The sequence below is a fragment of the Congregibacter litoralis KT71 genome (assembly GCF_000153125.2).
Classification (GTDB): Bacteria; Pseudomonadota; Gammaproteobacteria; order Pseudomonadales; family Halieaceae; genus Congregibacter; species Congregibacter litoralis.
Genome location: NZ_CM002299.1, coordinates 338,525 through 361,553 on the forward strand (window position 1 = coordinate 338,525; position 23,029 = coordinate 361,553).

24 protein-coding genes are annotated in these 23,029 nt (G+C 59.7%); 11 read left to right on the top strand and 13 right to left on the bottom strand.

The genetic code is table 11. From position 1 onward, the window contains the following. Position 1 precedes the first annotated feature (1 nt). Positions 2-868, top strand: a complete 867-nt coding sequence (locus KT71_RS01600) for an SDR family oxidoreductase (protein WP_008293252.1) — start codon at positions 2-4, stop codon at positions 866-868. A gap of 35 nt (positions 869-903) precedes the next feature. On the opposite strand, the gene KT71_RS01605 is transcribed toward KT71_RS01600, so the two are convergent. Next, positions 904-1,176 carry an oxidative damage protection protein gene (locus KT71_RS01605; RefSeq protein WP_008293251.1) on the bottom strand — a complete coding sequence of 91 codons (273 nt, stop codon included), beginning with the start codon at positions 1,174-1,176 and terminating at the stop codon, positions 904-906. Continuing rightward, positions 1,173-2,249: an A/G-specific adenine glycosylase gene (gene mutY, locus KT71_RS01610; protein ID WP_008293250.1), complete on the bottom strand. Its 1,077-nt coding sequence runs from the start codon at positions 2,247-2,249 to the stop codon at positions 1,173-1,175. The genes KT71_RS01605 and mutY overlap by 4 nt, the downstream gene beginning before the upstream one ends. 193 nt (positions 2,250-2,442) lie before the next feature. Here mutY and hisB point away from each other — a divergent pair, with 193 nt between their 5' ends. The 4 genes from hisB to hisF are packed head-to-tail and all read left to right on the top strand — an operon-like array spanning position 2,443 to position 5,222. Then, positions 2,443-3,036, top strand: coding sequence for an imidazoleglycerol-phosphate dehydratase HisB (hisB, locus tag KT71_RS01615; RefSeq protein WP_008293249.1), 594 nt, complete (start codon positions 2,443-2,445; stop codon positions 3,034-3,036). A gap of 16 nt (positions 3,037-3,052) precedes the next feature. Beyond that, positions 3,053-3,718: an imidazole glycerol phosphate synthase subunit HisH gene (gene hisH / locus KT71_RS01620; RefSeq protein WP_008293248.1), complete on the top strand. Its 666-nt coding sequence runs from the start codon at positions 3,053-3,055 to the stop codon at positions 3,716-3,718. Continuing rightward, the gene (hisA, locus tag KT71_RS01625; protein ID WP_008293247.1) at positions 3,712-4,449 is read left to right on the top strand and encodes a 1-(5-phosphoribosyl)-5-[(5-phosphoribosylamino)methylideneamino]imidazole-4-carboxamide isomerase; all 738 of its coding nucleotides are present in this window, start codon (positions 3,712-3,714) and stop codon (positions 4,447-4,449) included. The genes hisH and hisA overlap by 7 nt, the downstream gene beginning before the upstream one ends. Beyond that, a complete protein-coding gene (gene hisF, locus KT71_RS01630) occupies positions 4,449-5,222 on the top strand; it encodes an imidazole glycerol phosphate synthase subunit HisF (RefSeq protein WP_008293246.1) in 774 nt (257 codons plus the stop codon). The genes hisA and hisF overlap by 1 nt, the downstream gene beginning before the upstream one ends. A 21-nt stretch (positions 5,223-5,243) precedes the next feature. On the opposite strand, the gene KT71_RS01635 is transcribed toward hisF, so the two are convergent. From KT71_RS01635 to gpmI, 4 genes are all read right to left on the bottom strand, one after another. Then, positions 5,244-6,218 (bottom strand): alpha/beta hydrolase, encoded by a 975-nt coding sequence (locus KT71_RS01635; protein WP_023659794.1) that lies wholly within the window; start codon positions 6,216-6,218, stop codon positions 5,244-5,246. 47 nt (positions 6,219-6,265) lie between these two features. After that, a complete protein-coding gene (locus KT71_RS01640) occupies positions 6,266-7,603 on the bottom strand; it encodes a S41 family peptidase (protein WP_008293244.1) in 1,338 nt (445 codons plus the stop codon). A 92-nt stretch (positions 7,604-7,695) separates the two neighbouring features. Beyond that, positions 7,696-8,844, bottom strand: coding sequence for a murein hydrolase activator EnvC family protein (locus tag KT71_RS01645; protein ID WP_008293243.1), 1,149 nt, complete (start codon positions 8,842-8,844; stop codon positions 7,696-7,698). A 60-nt stretch (positions 8,845-8,904) separates the two neighbouring features. Further along, entirely contained in the window at positions 8,905-10,458 is a 1,554-nt protein-coding gene (gene gpmI, locus KT71_RS01650; RefSeq protein WP_008293242.1) for a 2,3-bisphosphoglycerate-independent phosphoglycerate mutase, read from the bottom strand. Positions 10,459-10,651: 193 nt separating this feature from the next. On the opposite strand from gpmI, the gene KT71_RS01655 reads away from it, so the two are divergent. From KT71_RS01655 to secB, 3 genes are all read left to right on the top strand, one after another. Next, a complete protein-coding gene (locus KT71_RS01655) occupies positions 10,652-11,068 on the top strand; it encodes a rhodanese-like domain-containing protein (protein WP_008293241.1) in 417 nt (138 codons plus the stop codon). Between the two features lie 38 nt (positions 11,069-11,106). Further along, positions 11,107-11,358, top strand: coding sequence for a glutaredoxin 3 (grxC, locus tag KT71_RS01660; protein WP_008293240.1), 252 nt, complete (start codon positions 11,107-11,109; stop codon positions 11,356-11,358). A 63-nt stretch (positions 11,359-11,421) separates the two neighbouring features. Beyond that, positions 11,422-11,916, top strand: coding sequence for a protein-export chaperone SecB (gene secB, locus KT71_RS01665; RefSeq protein WP_008293239.1), 495 nt, complete (start codon positions 11,422-11,424; stop codon positions 11,914-11,916). A 151-nt stretch (positions 11,917-12,067) separates the two neighbouring features. On the opposite strand, the gene trmL is transcribed toward secB, so the two are convergent. The 4 genes from trmL to KT71_RS01685 form a co-directional block, all read right to left on the bottom strand. After that, positions 12,068-12,532: a tRNA (uridine(34)/cytosine(34)/5-carboxymethylaminomethyluridine(34)-2'-O)-methyltransferase TrmL gene (gene trmL, locus KT71_RS01670; RefSeq protein WP_008293238.1), complete on the bottom strand. Its 465-nt coding sequence runs from the start codon at positions 12,530-12,532 to the stop codon at positions 12,068-12,070. After that, positions 12,533-13,951 carry a nitrogen regulation protein NR(I) gene (ntrC, locus tag KT71_RS01675; RefSeq protein ID WP_008293237.1) on the bottom strand — a complete coding sequence of 473 codons (1,419 nt, stop codon included), beginning with the start codon at positions 13,949-13,951 and terminating at the stop codon, positions 12,533-12,535. It lies immediately after the preceding gene. A 1-nt stretch (position 13,952) separates the two neighbouring features. Further along, positions 13,953-14,999 carry a nitrogen regulation protein NR(II) gene (glnL, locus tag KT71_RS01680; RefSeq protein WP_008293236.1) on the bottom strand — a complete coding sequence of 349 codons (1,047 nt, stop codon included), beginning with the start codon at positions 14,997-14,999 and terminating at the stop codon, positions 13,953-13,955. Positions 15,000-15,228: 229 nt separating this feature from the next. Continuing rightward, a complete protein-coding gene (locus KT71_RS01685; RefSeq protein ID WP_008293235.1) occupies positions 15,229-15,825 on the bottom strand; it encodes an Ig-like domain-containing protein in 597 nt (198 codons plus the stop codon). 176 nt (positions 15,826-16,001) lie between these two features. Between KT71_RS01685 and KT71_RS01690 the strand changes: the two genes are divergently transcribed. Further along, positions 16,002-17,207: an ISL3 family transposase gene (locus KT71_RS01690; RefSeq protein WP_023659797.1), complete on the top strand. Its 1,206-nt coding sequence runs from the start codon at positions 16,002-16,004 to the stop codon at positions 17,205-17,207. Positions 17,208-17,260: 53 nt separating this feature from the next. Here the strand turns inward: KT71_RS01690 and glnA are convergent, their stop codons facing one another. Then, entirely contained in the window at positions 17,261-18,667 is a 1,407-nt protein-coding gene (glnA, locus tag KT71_RS01695; protein WP_008293233.1) for a glutamate--ammonia ligase, read from the bottom strand. A gap of 377 nt (positions 18,668-19,044) precedes the next feature. Here glnA and typA point away from each other — a divergent pair, with 377 nt between their 5' ends. Both typA and dtd read left to right on the top strand, forming a co-directional pair. Next, complete coding sequence (typA, locus tag KT71_RS01700) at positions 19,045-20,856, top strand: translational GTPase TypA (RefSeq protein WP_008293232.1); 1,812 nt, start codon at positions 19,045-19,047, stop codon at positions 20,854-20,856. A 5-nt stretch (positions 20,857-20,861) separates the two neighbouring features. Then, positions 20,862-21,299, top strand: a complete 438-nt coding sequence (dtd, locus tag KT71_RS01705; protein WP_008293231.1) for a D-aminoacyl-tRNA deacylase — start codon at positions 20,862-20,864, stop codon at positions 21,297-21,299. A 17-nt stretch (positions 21,300-21,316) separates the two neighbouring features. Here the strand turns inward: dtd and KT71_RS01710 are convergent, their stop codons facing one another. Further along, entirely contained in the window at positions 21,317-21,991 is a 675-nt protein-coding gene (locus KT71_RS01710; protein ID WP_008293230.1) for a gamma-glutamyl-gamma-aminobutyrate hydrolase family protein, read from the bottom strand. Further along, positions 21,964-22,938, bottom strand: coding sequence for an amidoligase family protein (locus KT71_RS01715; protein ID WP_008293229.1), 975 nt, complete (start codon positions 22,936-22,938; stop codon positions 21,964-21,966). The genes KT71_RS01710 and KT71_RS01715 overlap by 28 nt, the downstream gene beginning before the upstream one ends. Positions 22,939-23,029: the final 91 nt, after the last annotated feature.

A 23,029-nucleotide genomic window follows, 5' to 3' on the forward strand; every position in this document is an offset into this window, starting at 1 on the left:
CATGAGCCTGAACAATAAGACCATTTTTATCACCGGTGCCAGTCGCGGCATTGGTCTTGCAATTGCCAAGCGCGCTGCAGCGGATGGCGCCAACGTCGCTATCGCGGCGAAAACCACGGAGCCCCATCCAAAACTGCCGGGCACGATCTACACCGCGGCGGAAGAAATCGAAGAGGCCGGCGGCAAAGCCCTGCCCCTGGTTTGTGACATTCGCTTTGAGGATCAGGTGCAGGCGGCGGTAGATAAAACCGTGGAGACCTTTGGCGGTATCGATATCTGTATCAATAACGCCAGTGCGATCAGCCCCACGCCTACCCTGGGTACGGAGATGAAGCGCTACGATCTTATGAACGAGATCAACACCCGGGGCACCTTCCTGACGTCAAAAATCTGCATCCCCCACCTTCAGAAGTCCGACAACGGCCATATCCTGAACCTGGCACCACCGCTGGATATGGATGCCAAGTGGTTTGCGCCCCATGTGGCCTACACCATCGCCAAGATGGGGATGAGTCTCTGCACTCTGGGTATGAGCAAGGAGCTTGCGGGGGACGCCATCGCCGTGAACTCACTCTGGCCCCTAACCGCGATTGATACCGCCGCCGTGCGTAATGTTCTGGGCGGCGACGCCATGAGCAAGGGCAGCCGTACCGTTGCGATCATGGCGGATGCTGCTTACGAAATACTCACCCGGCCATCAACGGAGTGCACCGGTAACTTCTTTATCGACGAGGTGCTCCTTCGTGACGCCGGCGTCACAGACTTTGATCAGTATGCGGTCGCCCCCGGCGAAGACCTTTTCCGGGACTTTTTTGTCCCCGACGACGTCATCGACGTCTTGCCGACAAAAACGCTCACTATGTACTAGACGGGTACCCGTTGAGTATTCATTAAAAGCGGCGTTTATGACTCCGGGGGCACGTAGCCCTCGGCCTTGTCGTAGTCCTCGCCGGCAAAAAACTTGTTCATTTCCTGCTGAAGATATTTGCGGGCCTCGGGGTCAATGAGGCTCAGCTGTTTCTCGTTAATCAGCATCGTCTGATGCGCCTGCCACTCCTCCCACGCCTGCTTGCAGACGTTCTCATAGATATCCTGACCTTTGGGGCCGGGAAAGGGTGGCGCATCCAGGCCGGGCATCTCTTTTTGATGCTTGCGACAAAACACCTGTCGGCTCATAAGTCTTCTCCTGTTCCAGAATTTTGTATTGCCTCTGCCGCTTGCTCCCACAGGCGCTTCACGGGGGCTGCGAGGCCCACGGCGGGGGCTTTCTCGGCGGGCCAGCACCGCAGCTCCTGACCTTCGCGTATCAGCGCGGGCGTTTTCGACAGTGTAAGCAGAAGAGGGCTGATCTCAAGATGATAGTGACTGAAGCTGTGGCGGAGCGTGGGCAGCGCCATTGTGCGCGCTACGTCGACAGCTAAGGTTTCCTCGCAATAGCGGATGGCACCCGCGTCATCGTCCACTTCAGGGAAGCACCAGAGTCCGCCCCAGATGCCCGAGGGCTGGCGCCGCTCCAGGAGAAGCTCGCCCTTCGGGGTGTGGGCGATAACAAAGCTTGTTGTGCGCGTTGGAATCACCTTCCGGGGTTTTCTGCCCGGGAATTCCCCTTGCCGCCCCAGGGCCAGGGCAGCGCAGTCATCTGCCATAGGACAGCGAGGGCAATCGGGTTTTGAGCGGGTGCACAGGGTCGCACCCAGATCCATGATTCCCTGGGTGTAGTCAGCAACGCGGCAATCCGGGGTATGGCTTTCGGCCAGCTCCCACAGGCGCGATGCCACGGCGTTTTTACCCGGCCAGCCTTCCACCGCATGAAAACGGGCGAGGACCCGCTTTACATTGCCATCGAGAATAGCGGCGCGTCCCCCAAGGGCCGTAGACAGAATGGCTCCGGCTGTGGAGCGTCCAATACCGGGCAGGCTTTGCAGGGCCTCCACGTCCGCCGGGAATGTTCCGGAGAAGTCAGCCACTAGCATCTTTGCGGCTTTGTGGAGGTTTCGGGCCCGGGCGTAATACCCCAGACCGCTCCAGTGATGGAGCACATCATCGGCTTCGGCGGCAGCGAGAGTCTGGATGTCGGGAAAACGCGAGGTAAAGCGTTCATAGTAGGGAATCACCGTTGCGACCTGGGTCTGCTGAAGCATGATTTCCGACAGCCATACGTGATACGGCGTCGCATCCCGCTGCCAGGGCAGGTCGTGGCGGCCGTGTAAGTCGTACCAGGCTAAGAGGCGTGTTGCGAAGTCATCCATAGGCGCTGGCGAGACTATCCTTGCGGCGGCAGAATTGCCAATGATTCAATCGCTCCGCTCCCCTATAATGGCGCGCCTTCGCGGTGGGTGCCGCACCTGTCGTCGAAAAAGCCACCGCAGGTGGCATCGCCTGAGTCATCGCAGGGGTCATCGAGAAGGTCATCGCGAAAGCCATCGCAATTGGGAGAACAACATGTCGGAACGTAGCGCAACGGTAAGCCGCGATACGCTGGAAACACAGATCACCGTGTCCCTGAATCTCGACGGCAGCGGCAAGGCCGAATTTGATACGGGGCTGCCCTTCCTCGAGCACATGCTCGACCAGATTGCCCGCCACGGCATGATGGACATCAGCATCAAGGCTAACGGCGACCTGCACATCGATGCCCACCACACCGTGGAGGACATAGGCATTACCCTGGGCCAGGCCTTCACCAAGGCCGTGGGCGAACGGAAAGGCATTCAGCGCTACGGGCATGCCTACGTACCCCTGGACGAGGCGCTGTCTCGGGTGGTGATCGATTTCTCCGGCCGCCCCGGTCTGGAGTTTCACGTGCCTTTTACCCGCGCTGCCGTGGGCGGTTTCGATGTCGACCTGTTCTACGAGTTTTTTCAGGGCTTCGTGAATCACGCCCTGGTGACGCTCCACGTCGACAACCTTCGCGGCGCAAACAGCCACCACCAGATCGAGACGGTGTTCAAAGCTTTTGGTCGCGCCCTGCGCATGGCCCTAAGCGCCGATCCCGCCATGGCGGGCGTAACGCCGTCCACCAAGGGCGTGCTTTAAGGCCCCGGAGGCTGCGGTGACCGGCTCTAGCAAAAACACCAGCGTTGCCGTTATTGACTACGGCATGGGTAATCTTCACTCCGTGGAGAGCGCTCTCCTGCACGCCGGTGCCCGGGAGGTGATCGTGACTCACGACGCGGACCTGATCCGTCAGGCAGATCGTGTGGTCTTCCCCGGCGTGGGGGCTATCCGGGACTGTATGTCCGAAATCCGACGCCTGCATTGCGATGATCTTCTCGATGCTGCCCTCCGTGAACAGCACAAGCCGGTGCTGGCAATCTGTGTGGGGATGCAGGCGCTCATGGGGCGCTCCGAAGAAAATGATGGCGTTGATTGTCTGGGTTTACTTGAGGGCGATGTTCGCCACTTTGGCGCTCCCCTCAGGGATCACGATGGTAGTCGTCTCAAGGTTCCCCACATGGGCTGGAACCGTGTGCAGCAGCTGCTGCCTCATCCCCTCTGGGAGCACATCGAAGAGGGCGAGCGCTTCTATTTTGTACACAGCTACTACGTGCATGCCAAAGATCGCTCCCTCGTTGCGGGTAGCGTGGACTACGGGGTTACCGCCGATGCGGCCCTGGCAAGGGACAATCTGTTTGCCGTGCAGTTTCACCCGGAGAAAAGCCATCGGGCGGGACTGCAGTTGTTGAGTAACTTTCTGGACTGGGATGGAACATGCTGATAATTCCTGCGATTGACCTCAAGGACGGAGAGTGTGTCCGTCTTCGCCAGGGGGAGATGGATGACAGCACCGTGTTTTCTGATAACCCGGTGGCAACGGCGCAGCGTTGGGTGGATGCCGGCTGTCGGCGTCTGCATCTCGTGGATCTCAACGGCGCTTTTGCAGGAACTCCGGTCAACGGTGACGCTGTAACGGCGATCGCCCGGGAGTTTCCGGAGCTACCCATTCAGATCGGTGGCGGTATCCGTAACCTGGAGACCATCGAGTTTTATCTGAACGCGGGGGTCAGCTACGTCATCATCGGTACCCAGGCGGTGAAGCAACCCACCTTCGTGGCTGAGGCCTGCGCCGCCTTTCCCGGCAAGATTATCGTGGGTCTGGATGCGCGGGAGGGACGGGTAGCTACCGATGGCTGGGCCGAGGTGACCGCCCTGCAGGCGACGGACCTGGCCCGGCGCTTTGCCGATGATGGCGTGAGTGCCATCGTATACACCGACATCGCTCGGGACGGCATGATGGAGGGCGTGAACGTGGAAGCGACCCTGGACCTTGCGCAGGCCGGGGGTATTCCTGTGATCGCATCGGGAGGCATCACCAACATGCGCGATGTCCGGGCTCTGGCTGCGCTCCACAGCGCGGGAATCATGGGCGCCATCACGGGCCGCGCCATCTACGAGGGCACGCTGGATCTTGCCGAAGCTCAGCGCTTCTGCGATGAGAACGCCGCCTGATGGGACTGGCGCGACGCATTATCCCCTGCCTGGATGTCGACAACGGTCGCGTCGTAAAGGGCGTGAATTTTGTGGATATCCGGGATGCAGGCGATCCCGTGGAAATTGCCGCGCGCTACAACGAGCAGGGCGCCGACGAAATCACCTTCCTGGACATAACAGCGAGCCATGAAGACCGGGAAACCACGGTGCACATGGTGGAGGCCATCGCCCGGGAGGTGTTTATTCCCCTGACCGTAGGCGGCGGTATTCGCAGCGTTGAGGATATTCGTACCATGCTTAACGCCGGAGCCGACAAGGTCAGTATCAACACCGCGGCCATTCACGATCCAGAACTCGTGCGCCGCGCCTCCCAGCGCTTCGGCGCCCAGTGTATTGTCGTGGCTATTGATGCCAAGCGTGTTGCCGACGTCGATGGAGCGCCCCGCTACGAGATTTTTACCCACGGCGGGCGCAAGCCCACGGGCATCAACGCCGTTGAGTGGGCGCAGCGTATGGCATCCCTGGGCGCGGGGGAAATACTCCTGACCAGCATGGACCGCGATGGCACCCGCGACGGCTTTGAACTCGGCGTTACCCGCGCTATTACCGATGCCGTGGACATTCCGGTGATTGCTTCGGGCGGTGTGGGGACTCTCCAGCATCTGGTGGATGGCGTGACCGAGGGAGGCGCTGATGCGGTTCTCGCGGCGAGCATCTTTCACTTCGGGGAGTTCACCGTGGGTCAGGCAAAGGACTTTATGGCAGAGGCGGGTATCGAAGTACGCCGCTAGGATCCCGGAAGTGAGTTTGTCCTAGGCGCCGGCGATAAATGCACTGATGAGTGCCGCTGTTTCCTCGCTGGTGCCGGGTGCCAGGATATCGCCCGTGAGCACATGAGGGCTGAGACTTCGGGGTTCATCGACGGCGTGCACTTTCTTCTGCCCGGCGGGCAGCCGTTCAAAACCGGCCAGTAACTTGCTGACGGACACCACATCGTCTTTGGGCGAATACACCAGCATGGCTCGCTTGCTTTTTGCCTCGGGAGTCAGTTCTACGGAGAGATTGACCAGGCGCATCATTTCAACGATGGACGCCGTGGGGTAATCCGTCGACCAATACTTTTCCTGGAGATCATTGGCGGCGACCCAGGAGCGCCGTTCCCCAAGAATCAACCGGGCCAGCTGTGGACCGAAGGGGCCCGTGGTGATGCCTGAGCCTTTCCCCGCAGGTCCAAAATTGGGAGAAACCAGAATAAGACTGTCCACGGACGCAAAGTCCGGGTGGCGAGCCATGGCCAGCGCCAGGGTAGCGCCCGTGGATGTTCCCATGAGCACGATTTTTTCTCCGAGGGCTTTGGCAACGGCGAGAGCCTCGGCGCCGTCGTTCATCCAGTCCTCGGCGCTGATTCCCGAAAGCTGCTCCCGTTCTCGACCGTGCCCCGCAAGGCGGGTCTCGAAAAGGTTTGCTCCCAGGGCTTGCGCCACCAGTTCGGGTACCGGGGCTATTTCCTGGCGGGTTGCGGAAAAGCCATGAAAATATACCAGTACATAGTCACTGCGCTGCCCGGGCTCACCCGCCCAGACCACGCGCTTTTCGGCGCCTTCGGTAACGCCAACAAGGGCATGCTCGGCGGATTCTTTCTCGCGCAGGTAATCATCAATGGCCGCAGGAATGACAAGCTGAGGAGGGGCGGGCGACAGGGGCGCCGGCTTCGTAGCCCAGCCACCCACCGCAATGCCGACCGCGGCCATAGCGAGGACCGTTAACAGCAATCGCTTACCCGCCATAAAATCAGTCCCGGCTCCGTCGGACGCCCGCCCTCATTGCCCTGTACTCAGGATTCGCGGTTGGGGTCCGGCGCCGCAGCGGTTTGCTGCTCCGCAGGTAGGGCTCGGGGCGATCGGGGATTGATGATATTGAGTCCCTTGAGGAGGATCAGCGCTTCATAGAGCTGATTATCCTGGGAAATAAGGCCCTTGCTTGCCAGGGCCTCCACGGAGGCCTGGTCGCTGGTATTGTCCAGGTGCCCCGCAAGATCTTTCTCGCTCACCCGGCCCGACTCATCAAAGGTCTCGACCTTGGCGCGCTCCACCACAATATCCGGCTTGATGCCTTCCGCTTGAATGGATCGTCCGTTGGGGGTGAAGTACCGGGCGGTGGTGAGTTTGACTGCGCGGGATTCAGAAATAGGCAGCACCGTTTGCACGGAGCCTTTGCCAAAACTCTGGGTGCCCATGACCACACCCCGGGCGTGATCCTGGAGGGCGCCGGCCACAATTTCTGAAGCACTGGCCGAGCCGCGATTGATGAGTACTACCAGCGGAGCGCCGTCAGTGATGTCACCGGGCGCCGCGCCATAATTCTGCGCGGCGTTGCTGAGACGACCCTCGGTGTACACCACGTTACCGCTCTCCATGAACAGTCCGGCCACGTCGACACTTGCGCCCAGGACACCCCCCGGGTTGTTGCGAAGATCGAGCACGAGTCCTTTGAGGGGCTGCTCCGCCAGAAGTTTTTCGATGGACGCTTTGACGTCGTCACCGGTTTTTTGCTGAAACTGTGAGATGCGCAGATAGCCAAATCCGGGTTCCAGCCATCGCTCGCGCACGCTGGCTACGCGGATGGTGTCCCGGACCAGGGTAAGATCAAAGGGCTCCTGCTCGCCGGGGCGACCGATGGACACGGTAATTTCGCTGCCCTTGGGACCGCGCATTTTCTCCACAGCTTCGTTGAGGTTCATGCCGCGGATGGCGACGCCATCCAGCTTCAAAATGACATCTCCGGCGAGTATGCCCGCGTCCGTCGCCGGTGAACCGTCAATGGGCGAAACGACTTTCAGAAAGCCGTTCTCCATACCCACTTCCAGTCCCAGACCAGAAAATTCGCCGCTGGTGGAGCTTTGCAGGTCCTCGTAGGCGTCGCGCTCCAGATACACCGAGTGGGGGTCCAGACCCGTGAGCATGCCCTTGATGGCGTACTCAAGGAGGGTGCTGTCGTCGACTTCTTCCACGTAGCCCACGCGAATCTGATTGAACACATCGGCAAAGGTGCGCAGTTCATCCAGGGGTAGTTCCCCGGCGTCCGTGTCGTCCTGGGAGTGGGCAATAAAAGAATGACTGAGCATCATCGCTGCTGCAGTGATGGCCAGGGCGCTTAAACGTGTTCGAATCATAGACATGTTACGCATAGTGTGTAGTGGAAAACCCCAGTGTAGCCTAATCGGGACGTGGCCTTGGGAGAGCCCGGGTAAGCCGCCCGGCTCCTTCAGCCGCGGCACCATTGCTGGGGGTCCGTGGGTTTGCCGTCTTTGCGGATTTCAAAGTAAAGCCCGGCCTCACTCTGGCCACCACTGTCGCCTACGGTGGAGATAGGCGCCCCGGCTTTGACCCAATCCCCCACTTCCCGCAACAGGCTCTCGTTGTGGGCATAGAGGCTCAGATAACCTTCGCCGTGATCGAGAACCAGCAACAACCCCGAGCCTCGCAGCCAGTCCGCATAGACAACCCGTCCGTGGTGAATAGCAGTGACCGTGCTACCTGCCTCCGCTTTCATGCGGACGCCCTGCCAGCGCATCTTGCCCTGGTTTCGGGGGCGGCCAAAGCGATTGCTGATGCGTCCCTCCACGGGCCAGCTCATGCTGCCCCGGGCGGCACTGAACGGTTCGACATCATCCTCGGGAATTAGTTGCGCCAGGGCAGCGTCGATCTCTTCCAGGAGACTTTCCAGCTGTTCGCGGTCCTGCTCCCGGGCTGCAAGGTTCGCCGCATCGCTATCAAGGGACGCATCAATCTGCGCCAGAAGTGTTTTGCGCTCCTGGCGCTGGGCTTCAAGGGCTTGCTGCTGCTCGGCGAGGGACGCGCGCTGCTCCTTCAGGCGGGTTTCCTTTTCCCTCAGGTCGTTCTTTAAGGCCCCAAGGGACACGAGGGTGTCTTGAAACTCATCCAGAAGTTCGCTGCGCGCTTTTAGAATGTAGCGGTAGTAAGCCAGCATACGCGCAAGGCGTTGGGGATCTTCCTCGCTCAGGAGAAGCTTTAGCTGGTTATTGCCGCCGCTTTTATAGGCCTGGCGGATCTCTGCGGCTACGGCCTCCCGCTGGCTGTCGGCGGCGCTCTGCAGACGGCTCTGTCTCTCCGTCAGGCCCAGGATTTCTTTCTGATTGTCCCTGATGGCGGATCGCGTTGCCTGCTGTCGTTCCTGCAATTTGCCGAGGGCAGTTTCGCTGCGCCGGAGTTCAGCCTGGAGTGAGCTTCGTTGCTTCTCCCGCTTCGCCTGCGCCGCGGTGATGCGAGCGATGTCTTTTTCAAGCTGCTGGAGACGCTCCCGGGTCTCCTCGGCATCAGCGCCGTTGAGGGTTTGTGCCGCCGGACCTGAGGCGACCAGAGGCAGGGCAAGCACCAGGAGCAGGGTGCCCATGCAGAAAAGAAACTGGCGAGAATCGCGCCTATGGGGCGCCGCGCAGGTCACGGGGCTGGGTCAGGACTGCCCGTCCGCCAGGGTGGCCAGGTTGCGACCGCTCATCTCTCCGGGCGGATCCAGAGCCATGAGCCCAAGGAGTGTTGGCGCGACGTCAGCCAGAATCCCACCCGCGGGGTCCAGGGTGAGGCTCTTGTCGCCCATGTAAACCAGGGGTACGTGCTCCGTGGTGTGCTGGGTATGAAGCTGTCCCGAGTCATAGTCCTGCATCTGCTCGCAGTTGCCATGATCCGCCGTAATCAGGGCCTGACCGCCCACTTCCTTGAGGGCACTCTCGATACGACCGAGACAGCTGTCCAAAACCTCTACGGCCTCCACGGCGGCTGCATAGTTCCCCGTATGCCCCACCATGTCGCCGTTGGCATAGTTACAGACGATGAGATCAAACTCCCGGTCGCGAATCGCGGCCACCAGACGATCCGTAACCTCAACGGCACTCATCGCCGGCTGGAGGTCATAGGTGGCAACATCCGGCGATGGCACCAGTATCCGGGTTTCGCCCTGAAATTCGGCTTCCTGCCCGCCACTGAAAAAGAAAGTCACGTGGGCGTACTTTTCTGTCTCGGCGATACGTAGCTGGGACAAGCCCTTGTCGGCGACCCAGGCGCCCAGCACATTGCTCAGCTTGCTCGGGGGGAAGGCGCAGGCGGCGTTCATCCCCGCCTCATATTCCGTGGTCATCACGAATGCGGCGAGAGCCGGCCGCTGCTCGCGCTCAAATTCCTTGAAGTCTTCATCGACAAAGCACTGGGTGAGCTCCCGGGCACGGTCCGCACGGAAATTCATAAACAGCACGGCGTCGCCATCGCTGATGGGAGCGGCCGTCCCTATACGTGTTGGAGCAACAAACTCATCGTTTTCATCGCGGGCATAGGCGGCCTGGAGTCCCTCCACCGCAGAGTCGGCGCTGTGCACTCCTTCGCCCTGGGTCAGGAGGAGGTAGGCGGGCTCAACACGCTCCCAGCGCTGGTCCCGGTCCATGGCGTAGTAGCGTCCGGTAATCGTGGCGATGCGACCGACGCCTAATTCCTCAAAGCAGGCCTGGGCAGCGAGGAGCGAGGCTTCAGCGCTGCGCGGCGGCGTGTCCCGCCCATCGAGAAAGGCGTGGAGGTAAATCTGCGTGGCGCCACGCTTCGCAGCGAGGCGCAGGGCGGCGAGAATCTGCCGTTCGTGGCTGTGGACGCCGCCGGGGGACAGGAGCCCCATGACGTGTACCGCGCCGCCTGAGGCAATGGCGCCATCAATAGCGGCGCAGTATTGCTCATTGCTGTCGAAGGAGCCGTCGCTGATGGCCTTGTCGATCCGGGAAATGCTCTGATAGAGGACCCGGCCGGAGCCGAGGCTCATGTGTCCCACCTCCGAGTTGCCGAACTGGCCCTCGGGGAGGCCTACATCCAGGCCGGACGCCGACATGAGGGTGTGGGGGGCGGTGTTCCACAGACGATCCCAGTTGGGGGTATTGCCGTTCGCAATGGCGTTGTCCCGGCTGTCTTCCCGGTGACCCCAGCCATCAAGAATGATCAGTGCCGTGGGAGATTTTTGCTGTTCCTGCATGCTTGGTGTGTCCGGCTCGCTATGGCAATGGTGAGGGCAGGCGCGCGCTGCTGAGCACGCCTGCGGTGTGCGTTGGACAATTCTACCGATTGTCAGCTCCTGGCGCATTGTTCGGGGTGGAGCGACTCCCGGCCAGACTGTATACTTCGCGACCTTTTCGGCCTTCAGGCCTTGTCGGTATACCTACGGGATCATGGAACTTTTTTTAGAATTTGCAGCGCAGCAATGGATTCTCATGGGCGCCCTGGCGGCCGCCATTGCTATGCTTGTGGCCCACGAAGGACGCAAGTCCGGCCCCGGCCTCAGTCCCCAGCAGGCGATTAATCTGGTCAATCGTGAAGACGGCGTATTTGTGGATCTGCGAGATGCTGCCGCCTTTAAACAGGGGCATATCGTTGAAGCACGACATATTCCCATGACCAAACTACAGGAACGCAGCGCTGAGCTGGAGTCCTTCAAGGACAAGCCTGTGGTACTCGTCTGCAAGATGGGGCAGCAGGCATCCACCGCCGGTAAGCAACTGCGCGCTGCAGGCTTTAATCAGGTGTATAAAATGACCGGCGGCATGATGGAGTGGTCCAGCCTTCAGCTGCCCACTGTCAGCAAGTAGCCAGCGTCGTGTCCACTAAATCGACCAATACAGTGACCATGTACACCACCCGCTTCTGTCCCTATTGCGTTGCGGCCAAGCGACTGCTGGATGCCAAGGGCGTGTCCTACGAAGATATTCCCGTCGATGGCGACGCGCAGCTGCGGAAAAAAATGACTGAGCTCGCCGGGCAACGAACCGTGCCTCAGATCTGGATTGGCGAGAGCCACGTGGGGGGCTACACAGATTTAGCGGCCCTTGAGCAGCGGGGGCTTCTCGATGGCCTCCTGAGCGGCGGCCCGCAGAGCTAGAACCTGAGTTAGAACACTATTTCCTACCCACTTTTTTATTGATTGTTTACAGGAGTATCAGCAATGGCTGAAGAACAGGCAGCAGGAACACAGGAACCGGCACAGCAGCAGTTTGTACTGCAGCGTATTTACAACAAGGACCTGTCTTTTGAGTCCCCGGCTACGCCCGAGATTTTTAAGAAGCAGTGGCAGCCCAAGGTCAACGTCGATCTGAACACGCGCAGCAATGCGATTGATGAAGAGGGTAACTTCGAAGTGGTCCTCACCATCACCGTGACTTCAAAAATGGAAGAAGACACGGCATTTCTCGTTGAGGTTCAACAGGCTGGTATCTTCTTTATTACCGGTTTTGAGCCCGATCAGCTTCGTCGCGTCCTGGGCACCGCTGCGCCGAACATTCTGTTCCCCTACGCGCGAGAGACTATCGACAATCTGGTCGTCAAGGGCGGCTTCCCCGCACTGATGCTGTCTCCCGTCAGCTTCGACGCGCTCTTTGAGCAGGCTCTGGCTCAACAGGCTCAGCAGCAGGCTGCCGCGGCAGAGCCCTCTACGCACTAAGCGCGTTTTCCTTAGGAGCTCCCTGCTTTGCGGGCTCTTTCTGCGGGTCTACGGGACTCTCTCGGGGACTCTCTCGGGGACTCTCTCCGGGGTTCTTTCCCCGGGGAGCTCTATTCGCTCCGGTAGTTTCAACCAGCTTCCCGTGCGGGCCTCAGGCCATGCCCGGGAAGCCCTGTTGACGTAGGCCCTCGTAGAGCACAAGCGCCGCTGCGTTACTGAGGTTCAGGCTTCTGCTGTCCGGATACATGGGCACGCGAAGGCAGCGGTGTACCCCCAGCTCATCCAGAACCGTTGCCGGCAGCCCGCGCGTTTCCGGGCCGAAGAGCAGCACATCCCCCTTCTGAAAGTCTGCGTCCGTGTAGTTGCGGGTTCCCCGGGTGCTCAGGGTCCAGATGCGCGGTCTGTGGAGCGTCTGTATCAGGGCATCGAGACTGTCGTGGGTCTGCACGTGAGCGAATTCGCGATAGTCCAGGCCCGCGCGGCGCAGTTGTTTGTCCTCCAGGGAAAAGCCCAAGGGCTTGATGAGATGCAGGGGGCAGCTCGTATTGGCACAGAGGCGCATGATGTTCCCCGTGTTCGGGGGTATCTCGGGCTCGTAGAGGGCGACGTGGAGCATCTAGGCGTCACCGCCTTCCAGTTCTTTCATTTTTCGCGTCAGGGTGTTTCTGCCCCAGCCCAGTAACTCTGCGGCATCGCGCTTGCGACCCCGGGTGTGAGCCAGGGCCACTTCAATCAATGCTTTTTCAAAGGCCGGAATGGCCTCGCGGAGGATATCCTGCTTGCCACTGACCAACTCCGTGCGCGCCCACTGGCAGAGGAGCTCCTGCCATTGCAGATCCTGCTCTCCCGCGGTCTCCTCGCTGTCACGGCCCAGTTCCGGCGGCAGATCCGACAGGTGAATTTCCCGTCCCGAGGCCATCACCGTGAGCCATCGGCAGGTATTCTCAAGCTGTCGCACATTGCCGGGCCAGTGTAATGAGCTGAGAAACTGCTCCGTCTCCGGCAGAAGAATCTTGGGCTCGCCCCCGAGTTCCTTCGCCGCCTTATCAAAGAAAAACTCCATGAGACGCGGGATATCTTCGCGGCGCTCGGAGAGCTTGGGGATGTGGATACGGATGACGTTCAGGCGGTGGAACAGGTCCTCGCGAAAATCGCCCTTGCGCACCAGGCCCTCGAGGTCCTGGTGCGTTGCCGCAATGATCCGCACATCCGTGCGCTGGGAGGTATGGCCGCCGACCCGGTAAAACTCGCCATCCGCAAGCACGCGAAGCAGCCGTGTCTGCGTTTCTGCGGGCATGTCGCCGATCTCGTCGAGAAAGAGCGTGCCGCCGTTGGCCTGCTCAAAGCGGCCCTCCCGGCGGGCGTTTGCTCCCGTGAAGGCGCCTTTTTCATGGCCAAAAAGCTCTGATTCCATGAGATCCCGGGGAATCGCCGCCATATTAAGAGCAATGAAGGGCGCGTCGGCGCGGGGGCTGTGACGGTGGAGCGCATGGGCTACGAGCTCTTTGCCCGTGCCGGATTCGCCGTTGATCAATACGGTGATGTTGCTATGCGCCAGGCGACCAATGGCCCGGAACACCTCCTGCATGGCCGGCGCTTCGCCGATAATTTCCGGTGTGGGCGTGGTATTGCTGACGCTTTTGGGTTTGGAACGGTTACGCTCCCGTGCCTGGGCCAGGGCCCGCTCGGCGACGGCCACCACTTCGTCAATATCGAAGGGCTTTGGCAGATATTCAAAAGCGCCCTGCTGATAGGACGCCACGGCACTGTCGAGGTCCGAGTGCGCAGTGGTGATGATCACCGGAAGATCGGGATGGTTCTCCCGAATACGCTGAAGCAGCTCGAAACCGTCTATGCCGGGCATGCGAATGTCGCTGATAACGACGTCGGGCAGTTCGTTTTCCATGCGACGGAGCATGGACTCCGCATCAGCGAAGCATTCCCGGGCAATATCCGCTTGGGTCAGGGCTTTTTCCAGAACCCAGCGTATGGATTGATCGTCATCGACGATCCATACGGCGCCAGAATTTTGCATGTCAGTTTTCCATGGGTAGGTGGATGGTAAAACAGGTTTCTCCCGGATGACTCTCGCAGCTGAGGAGACCGCCGTGCCGGTGAACGATGGATTGAGAAATCGACAGGCCCAATCCCGTGCCCTCGGCGCGGCCACTGACCATAGGCACGAAAAGCGTGTCCCGGAGTGCATCGGGAATGCCCGGGCCGTTGTCGATAATGTCGATCTGGCATACCAGACGGTGACGTCGCTCCCCAATGGTGAACTGCCGCTGGGAGCGGCTGCGCAGGGTAAGAGCGCACTGGGGTTGGTTTTCCGTGGCCTGGAGCGCGTTGCCGATAATGTTGAGGAGGGCCTGGATCAGAAGGCCCCGATCGCCCTTGACGGGGGGAAGGCTGGGGTCGTAGTCCCGCAGCACCGCCAGGCGCTCTCCCGCTTCTACGACAGCAAGCTGGAGCACGTGCTCCAGTACCTCGTGAATATTCAGACTCACCAGGGCCGGCTCTTTGTTGGGACCCAGAAGGCGGTCCACGAGATCCCGTAAGCGGTCCGCTTCCTGAATGATGATGTTTGTGTATTCCTGAAGGGAGCCCTTGGGCAGCTCCCGCTCGAGAAGCTGGGCGGCACCGCGAATCCCTCCCAGGGGATTTTTGACCTCATGGGCCAGACCCCGGACCACGGTACGCGTGGTTTCCTGAGCGCTCATGAGATTCTCCTCTCGACTGATGCGCAGAAGGCGGTCCACGGGCTGCATTTCGATGAGGAAGGCGAGGCGGGAGACCTCCCTCATGGGGGAGACCACAATGTCGGCGAAGGAAGGTTTGCCATCCCGGGTATCCAGGGAGAGTCCTCGCCGGACAATGGCCCGACCCTCTCTTGCCGCCTGATCAAGGGTGGCCCGCCAGGGCACGTCATGGGTGTCCAGTTCGCAGATCTTGACGCCGAGGATGCGCGCTTCGGAAAGTTGTAGGAGAGCCTCGGCCGCGGGATTTATCAGGCGCACGCGATAGTCGGCATCCAGTCCGATGATGCCGCTGTTGATGTTATCGATGATGTCCTGTTGCAGCATCTGGCGCCGTGGGGCAACCCTTTGGCTCACTGTGCTTAATAATGAAGCAAAAATAGCGCCATGTCCTTGGTTTTCAGTTAGGCGCCATGGCTTTCTGTTATATAGGCCTTTTATTGATAGTGAGTGCTTACAAGCTTACGTAAGAAAGACAATGTTCATTCGTTGTGCAGGGCAGCAATGATCAGATCCGGACAATTGCACCAAGTCGGTGCAGGATGTTTGGGGTCGCTTAGCGGCCGATGATCGAGGGGCGTAAAACGTAGATACGCACGGAGTCGGAGGTGGCAATAACTTTGCCTCGGGACGTTGTCCTTTGGACCACCAGGTCATGGGGGCCACGCATAGCGCCCTCCACAAACCAGCTTCCCGAAGACTGGGGCTCTCCCCGGGGGCTGCCATCAATGAGCAGCACCAGCCTCTCGGCTCGGGACAGGGGCGGAGTTGCCGTAGCGCTGACAGAAAAATTGCCCGGTCCCATGGCGATGGTGCTTTCGTCGGCAGGGGAGGCAATGGTCACTGTTGGTTCTGCGTCGGCCGCTGATTCTGCGTCGGCGCTCGGGGCCGCGGGCGCCGGTGGACGCATTTCCACGGGGGTGGCGGTGTTAATTTCCTGCATCTCTATCTTCTCGACGCTTTGCTTACCCGTCGTGTCCATGGTCTGGGGGCTATCGGTGAAAACAACGCCGTTTTCATCGTCGATGACTTTGTAAACCTGGCCCCAGGCAAAACTCACGGGCGCAATGGCCACAAGAGCCACGGCAACGGTTATCGCGCTGATTACGCGGTTAGTCGCTGAAAAAAGGGGCGTTTTTTGCGAACCGACCATAGCAATTCTCCAGAAGATAACGCTTACCGTAGCAGATCGTCGGGCAAAAAGTAGCAGATCGCCGGGCAAAAAAAAGGTTCATCGCGTATTAGCGGGATATAGCAAGTAGTAGAGGCGGACAGCCAATCGGTTTAGGTTGTAAGTGCAACCAAACAGCCGACCGAAGGACCGCCGCCATGCTTGATGCTACGTTTCCTGGCCTCGCCTGGGAAGGGTTTGTTCCTATCTCCTCGAAGACTCTGGGCTCCAGCACTTGTGTTATCCATCTCGCTCCCGATCCAGCGCAAGCTCCGGCGTGCGCGCAGTGCGGGGCCTTGTGTCCAAAGGTTCACGATACGCAGTATCGACGGGTGAGAGACCGCGATCTGTTCGACTATCGCGTATGGTTAGATGTGCCTGTCAGGCGCGTGCGCTGCCAGCGCTGTGGTGTGGGCCGCGAACGGCTCTCCTGGCTAGCGCCCCGTGCTCGCATGACGGAGCGCATGCGTCTTCACGCGGAGGTGCTGTTACGACTGCTGCCGATCAAACACGTCGCCCAACTGACAGGCCTGCACTGGCATACGCTCAAGGCGATCGATAAGGCTCGATTGGGGCGCGAGCTGCCGCCCCTAGACCTGAGCCGCGTGCGTTATCTGGTGATGGATGAATTCGCGTTATTCAAGGGGCATCGTTACGCCAGTGTTGTGATGGACGCCGAACGGCGGCAAGTACTGTGGGTCGGCGAAGGCCGTTCTCGCGAAGCGGTCAGGCCCTTCTTTGTCTGGCTGGGTGAGCATTGCCAGCATATTGAAGCCGTTGCAATGGATCAGAACACGGCTATGGACCTGGAAGTGCAGGCGCACTGCCCACAGGCGCGCGTGGTCTACGATCTCTTCCACGTGATGGCCAAGTTCGGCCGTGAAGTCATTGATCGTGTGCGAGTCGATCAGGCGAATGCGTTACGGCAGGACAGGCCGGCTCGTCGAGCGGTGAAGCAATCTAGATGGCTACTACTGCGCAACCCGGAAAATCTAGACGAACGGCAGGCGGCGGATCTCAACGAGCTCTTGGCGATCAACCAACCCTTGATGATCACATATCTGATGAAGAGCCAGCTAAAGCAGCTTTGGTATGCCAAGAACGAACGAGCCGCTCGATGGCGTTGGACGCATTGGTACAACCAGGCTCTGGCAAGTGGGATTGAGCCGCTCAGGCGCTTTGCAAAGAACCTGAAACCGTATGCCGAGGGCATTATTGCCAGTGCTGTTTACCCGCTAAACACGAGCGTGCTGGAAGGTGTGAATAACCGCATCAAGGTCATCAAACGAATGGCCTACGGATATCGTGATAGCGATTACTTCTTCCTCAAGATTAAATCCGCTTTTCCCGGAAAGGCGCGATGAACCAAAAAAAAGCCCGCTGTCCAAGCGGGCTTCTGCGTACTTTCCGTGGGTGCTTAGACGGAGTAGTACATGTCAAATTCCACGGGGTGCGTGGTCATATCGAGGGTTTCGATCTCCTCAGACTTGAGAGCGATGTAACCGTCAATCATGTCGTCGGTAAACACGCCCCCCGCCGTAAGGAATGCGCGATCCGCATCCAGGGCTTCCATGGCCATGCTCAGGCTGGATGCCACGGTGGGGATGGCCTTGCCTTCTTCCGGGGGCAGATCGTAAAGATCCTTGTCCGCGGCATCGCCGGGGTGGATCTTGTTCTGGATACCGTCCAGGCCCGCCATCAGCATGGCTGCGAAAGCCAGGTAGGGGTTGGCTGTGGGATCGGGGAAACGCACTTCCACGCGCTTGCCCTTGGGGCTGGGCTCGTAGGGGATGCGGATTGACGCCGATCGGTTACGTGCAGAGTAGGCCAGCATGACCGGTGCTTCAAAACCCGGCACCAGGCGCTTGTAGCTGTTGGTCGACGCATTGGTGAAGGCGTTGAGGGCACGGGCATGCTTGATGATGCCGCCGATGTAATAGAGCGCCGTCTCGGACAGCCCTGCATAGCCGTCACCAGCGAACACGTTCTCACCGTCTTTGCTGATGGACTGGTGCACATGCATTCCCGATCCGTTGTCACCAACGAGGGGCTTGGGCATAAAGGTCGCAGTCTTGCCATAGGCATGGGCTACATTGTGTACGCAGTACTTGAGGATCTGTACTTCGTCGGCTTTCTTGATCAGGGTGTTGAACTTCACACCAATCTCGCACTGGCCCGCGGTGCCCACTTCGTGGTGATGCACTTCGATGGGCAGTCCCATCTGATCCATGGCAGCACACATGGCGGCACGAATGTCGTGGAGAGAATCGACGGGCGGTACGGGGAAATAGCCCCCTTTCACGCCGGGACGGTGGCCGATGTTGCCGTCGTCAAAGCTGTGGTTGGAGGCCCAGGCGGCCTCCTCGGAGTTGATGGAGTAGCCGGCACCGGACATATCGGCGTGCCACTTCACATCGTCAAATACAAAAAACTCGGGCTCGGGACCGAAGTAAGCGGTGTCGCCGATACCGGTGGACTTCAGGTATTCCTCGGCGCGATGGGCAACGGAGCGTGGATCGCGCTCATAGCCCTGCATGGTCATGGGCTCAACGATGTCGCAGCGGAGGATAACGGTGGTGTCGTCCGTAAAGGGGTCCAGGACGCTGCTGCTATCGTCGGGCATGAGGATCATGTCGGACTCATTGATGCCTTTCCAGCCAGCGATAGACGAGCCATCAAACATCTTGCCGCCGTCAAAAAAGTCTTCGTCGACTTCGCTGGACGGGATGGAGACGTGCTGCTCTTTTCCGCGGGTATCCGTGAAGCGCAGGTCTACCCAGCCGGCTTCGCTTTCTTTGATCAGGTTCAGAGTCTTCTCTGACATTGTGGGTCCTCCAGTGGGGAAAATAGGTGCTACTCACGCCTGAGGCACGAGGCCTTCGGGGACATGCACCTTAACAGTAAAAGTGCCTTAGGAAACAGCAAGTCCTGTGCCACAGCGGTGCTGTTTCCAAGCGATTGATATAGATGAAGTTTTGTACGAGAGCGCTCCACCTTTGCGTCATTTTGCCACCTCATGGTGCGCCTTTGCACCAAAATGACGCGCCGCGCCGTCGGGCATTGCCGGAGGTGTGCATTGTGCCACCTAACGGCGCTGTGCAGGCTGGCATTCCGCGGCTATAATCGCGCCCTTTTTTAGCCCCCCAATTCTTTTAAAGAGCTGCCGGATACCGCTTACTGCGCCGGGGCCGGACTATCGCTGTGATCGAGAAACTCCGCAACATCGCCATTATTGCCCACGTAGACCATGGCAAAACCACCCTGGTCGACTGCCTCCTCAGGCAGTCGGGAACCCTGGACCGACGCAACGCGGACGCCGAGCGCATTATGGATTCCAATGATCAGGAGCGGGAGCGCGGTATCACCATCCTGGCGAAGAACACGGCGATCACCTATGGCGATCACCGCATCAACATCGTTGATACCCCGGGGCACGCCGATTTCGGTGGTGAGGTGGAGCGGGTACTGTCCATGGTGGATTCCGTGCTCCTTCTGGTAGATGCGGTGGACGGCCCCATGCCCCAGACGCGCTTTGTGACCTCCAAGGCCTTTGCCCAGGGTCTGCAGCCTATCGTGGTGATTAACAAGGTGGACCGCCCGGGCGCGCGCCCGGACTGGGTGGTCGATCAGGTATTCGATCTCTTTGATGCCCTCGGTGCCAGCGAGGAGCAGCTGGACTTTCCGATCATCTACGCCTCAGCCCTCGAGGGAATTTCAGGCCTCGATCACGAGGATATGGCGACGGACATGACGCCCCTGTTCGAAACGATCCTCGAGCATGTGCCGGCGCCCGATGTTGATGTCGATGGCCCCCTGCAATTGCAGGTGAGCGCCCTGGACTACAACAGCTACGTCGGTGTTATCGGCGTAGGCCGGATCACCCGCGGGGTGCTGCGACCCAATACCCAGGTGGCTGTCATCGATCGGGAAGGTGCCAAGCGCAACGGCCGGGTTCTCAAGGTCATGGGCTATATGGGCCTGGAGCGTATCGACACGACAGAAGCCTCTGCGGGCGACATTGTCTGCGTAACGGGGATCGAAGAGCTGAACATATCGGACACGCTCTGTGATCCTGCCAACCCCGATGCCCTGCCTCCCCTGAGCGTTGATGAGCCTACCGTGAGCATGACCTTTCAGGTCAATGACTCGCCTTTTGCCGGCAAGGAAGGCAAGTACGTTACCTCCCGTAATATTGCCGAGCGCCTCGAGCGGGAGCTTATTCACAATGTAGCCCTGCGCGTCGAGCCTGGTGACACCCCGGACAAGTTCAAGGTCTCGGGTCGCGGTGAGCTGCATCTTTCGGTGTTGATTGAAACCATGCGCCGTGAAGGCTTCGAACTGGGTGTGTCCCGTCCGGAAGTGATCCGTAAGGAAGTGGATGGCGTGATTCACGAGCCTTTTGAGGAGCTGGTCATCGACTGTGAAGACCAGCACCAGGGCGCGCTCATGGAAGAGCTGGGCGCACGTCGCGCTGAGCTCAAGAACATGAGCCCCGACGGCAAGGGCTGGACGCGTCTGGAGTTTATTGTGCCGGCGCGCGGTCTCATTGGTTTCCGCTCGCTGTTCCTTACCCTCACCTCGGGCAGCGGGACCCTCACCCACATCTTTGATCATTACGGCCCGGTAAAAGATGCGCCCATCAGCCATCGCAATAACGGTGTGCTGGTATCCATGGTCAAGGGAAAGACCCTGGCCTATGGTCTGTTCAATCTTCAGGATCGTGGACGTTTGTTTGTGGATCCCAATATCGATGTCTACGAGGGACAGATCATCGGTCTCCACAGTCGTGGCAACGACCTCACGGTAAATCCCACTAAGGCAAAGCAGCTCACCAACGTGCGGGCCTCGGGCACCGATGAGGCGCTGGTGTTGACGCCGCCGACACGCCACACCCTGGAACAGGCCCTGGAATTTATCGAGGACGATGAACTCGTAGAGGTAACACCCGACAGCATTCGCCTGCGCAAGAAGCTTCTCCTGGAGCACGAGCGCAAACGCGCCTCGCGCGCCTGAGACCGGTGCGCGCGCTCCTACAGCGTGTGCACAGCGCGTCGGTCAGTATCGACGGCGAGGTCGTAGGGAGCATTGAGAGAGGCCTCCTGGTCTTTCTGGGACTGGAGCCGGGGGATAGCTTCGCCGCGGGGGAAAAGCTCCTCGAACGAATAGTGAAGTATCGGGTTTTTGCTGATGAGCAGGGTCGCATGAACCGCAGCCTGGGCGATGTGTCCGGCGGTCTCCTGCTGGTGTCTCAGTTCACTCTCGCTGCGGATACCACCCGCGGGCTCCGCCCGGGTTTCTCCACCGCCATGGCGCCGGCGGAAGCCGAGCCGCTTTTTACGGCCCTTTTTGAGCACATGGGATCCGTGTACTCCCCCCTCGCCGGTGGTCGCTTTGGCGCCGATATGGCGGTCAGCCTCGTAAACGACGGCCCCGTGACCTTCCTGCTGAACGGCTGAGGTTTGTCGCTCAGGCCTCAGGCTGTCTTCGCCTGCGCCACCAGCCAGCGAAATATCCGCAGCTGCACGGGTAGATAAAAGAGATACTCCGGGTGCCACTGCACGCCGATAATCGCCTTGTCTCCCGTGCCTTCGACCATCTGACAGATATTGTCCCGGTCCCGACCGACAATCGCGAGGCTATCGCTCACGCTATTGATTGCCTGGTGGTGAAGGCTGTTCACCTTCAGGCGATCGGTGGCAAAAATTCCCTCAGCGCGGGAGCCCGATAGAAGCTTTACCTCCTTGGTGGCGACAAGGCTCGCCCTGTTGCGCGTGTGTTTGCGCATGTCCCGGATATCCTGATGCAGCGTGCCCTCAAGGACGACGTTGATCAGCTGGGCGCCCCGGCAAATCCCCATCACGGGTATCTTTTCCGCGAGGCATTGTTTTATCCAGCGGACCTCAAGGGCGTCCCGGGCGGGGTCCGAACGGATCTTGGGATTACTGGGTTCGCCATACTGCTCCGGACCGATATCGTCCCCTCCACCTATGATAAAGGCGTCGAAGTTCTCTTCATCGGGGGGCGTATGGCGCACGGAGATACGCACCGCCTGGGCGCCAACGAGAAACAGCGCCAGGCGGGTACACCACCAGCTCGGTGCCCAGCGTCGACCGTTACCGGTTACAGCAATGCGTGGTCGTTGAGCCATTCATCCATCCTGGTAACCCATTTGCTTCTATCCACGGACAGCAACATCCGCCGCGCGTCCAGATACTCTTTTGCAAGCGTTCGAAGATCGCCGGGTCGGTCTGCGAGGCGCTCTACGGTCAGCCACAGATCCCAGGGTGCCGTGAGGTCCCAGTCGTCACGCTCGATGTGGCAATTGGGCATGCGATAGTGAAACGCCGGCCGGGCATTAACCCGATCATCATCTACGGTGCGCTGCACGCGCTCGCTGTCGATCTCCGCAAGAATGGGCAGAAGATCCAGGGCGCGGTTACGCGTCGGGTTGTGCTCAAGATAGTCCTCAAAAATTTCATCCAAGGTCATGGACTCTCTGGCGAGCACGGTCTCGACGTAGCTCTGGGGGTAGAGGTCGATATAGGGGCTGATCTTCCGGGCAGGGTTCACATCGTGGGCATCCACCAGCCACCACTGAAGAAGACAGAATGCCTGAATATAACGACCCAGGGTGTCAGCATCCAGGGCGGGAATTTCCGTATTGATGTGCACACCATAGGCGGCAATCAGCGACTCTTCTGTTCCCTGGGCACCCGCTGCGCGCAGGGCGTCGCTGATTTCCTTGAGCACATCCAGCTCCTGCACCGCAATGGGCGGCGCCACAAGCTCGATAGGGACCAGGGTGCTGGCCAGATCATTGAGGGGCTCGACCCAGTATTGCTCCTCGTCAGCGGCGTATTCCCTGGAAACCCGCTTGAGGAAAGCCCAGTCAATTTCCACCTTGAAATCGCCGAGACCCTCGGCGCGCAGGGTGCACTCAGCGGCCGTCGCCTCGACGGGATCCGCACCGAGGATGTCCTGAACGGCTTTAACCGCGGCGTCCAGGGATAGCCCCGAAAACTCAAGTTCGAAGCCCGCACGCCGAGGCTTCCCGGAGGCGGTGTAGCTTGTGGGTAGTTCTTTAAATGCTGACACAATAGATTCCTCGCTTGGCTAAAAGCTTCGCCTCTTACCCGGCAAGGTTAACAGTGAAGGTTGAATGGAATATTACGCGACAGGCGCCCGT

Bases quoted from the DNA above. Each gene is read 5' to 3' on its own strand.
- KT71_RS01600 (WP_008293252.1), top strand. From the start codon at position 2: ATGAGCCTGAACAATAAGACCATTTTTATCACCGGTGCCAGTCGCGGC.
- KT71_RS01605 (WP_008293251.1), bottom strand. From the start codon at position 1,176: ATGAGCCGACAGGTGTTTTGTCGCAAGCATCAAAAAGAGATGCCCGGC.
- mutY (WP_008293250.1), bottom strand. From the start codon at position 2,249: ATGGATGACTTCGCAACACGCCTCTTAGCCTGGTACGACTTACACGGC.
- hisB (WP_008293249.1), top strand. From the start codon at position 2,443: ATGTCGGAACGTAGCGCAACGGTAAGCCGCGATACGCTGGAAACACAG.
- hisA (WP_008293247.1), top strand. From the start codon at position 3,712: ATGCTGATAATTCCTGCGATTGACCTCAAGGACGGAGAGTGTGTCCGT.
- hisF (WP_008293246.1), top strand. From the start codon at position 4,449: ATGGGACTGGCGCGACGCATTATCCCCTGCCTGGATGTCGACAACGGT.
- KT71_RS01635 (WP_023659794.1), bottom strand. From the start codon at position 6,218: ATGGCGGGTAAGCGATTGCTGTTAACGGTCCTCGCTATGGCCGCGGTC.
- KT71_RS01640 (WP_008293244.1), bottom strand. From the start codon at position 7,603: ATGATTCGAACACGTTTAAGCGCCCTGGCCATCACTGCAGCAGCGATG.
- KT71_RS01645 (WP_008293243.1), bottom strand. From the start codon at position 8,844: ATGGGCACCCTGCTCCTGGTGCTTGCCCTGCCTCTGGTCGCCTCAGGT.
- gpmI (WP_008293242.1), bottom strand. From the start codon at position 10,458: ATGCAGGAACAGCAAAAATCTCCCACGGCACTGATCATTCTTGATGGC.
- KT71_RS01655 (WP_008293241.1), top strand. From the start codon at position 10,652: ATGGAACTTTTTTTAGAATTTGCAGCGCAGCAATGGATTCTCATGGGC.
- grxC (WP_008293240.1), top strand. From the start codon at position 11,107: ATGTACACCACCCGCTTCTGTCCCTATTGCGTTGCGGCCAAGCGACTG.
- secB (WP_008293239.1), top strand. From the start codon at position 11,422: ATGGCTGAAGAACAGGCAGCAGGAACACAGGAACCGGCACAGCAGCAG.
- trmL (WP_008293238.1), bottom strand. From the start codon at position 12,532: ATGCTCCACGTCGCCCTCTACGAGCCCGAGATACCCCCGAACACGGGG.
- ntrC (WP_008293237.1), bottom strand. From the start codon at position 13,951: ATGCAAAATTCTGGCGCCGTATGGATCGTCGATGACGATCAATCCATA.
- glnL (WP_008293236.1), bottom strand. From the start codon at position 14,999: ATGCTGCAACAGGACATCATCGATAACATCAACAGCGGCATCATCGGA.
- KT71_RS01685 (WP_008293235.1), bottom strand. From the start codon at position 15,825: ATGGTCGGTTCGCAAAAAACGCCCCTTTTTTCAGCGACTAACCGCGTA.
- KT71_RS01690 (WP_023659797.1), top strand. From the start codon at position 16,002: ATGCTTGATGCTACGTTTCCTGGCCTCGCCTGGGAAGGGTTTGTTCCT.
- glnA (WP_008293233.1), bottom strand. From the start codon at position 18,667: ATGTCAGAGAAGACTCTGAACCTGATCAAAGAAAGCGAAGCCGGCTGG.
- KT71_RS01710 (WP_008293230.1), bottom strand. From the start codon at position 21,991: ATGGCTCAACGACCACGCATTGCTGTAACCGGTAACGGTCGACGCTGG.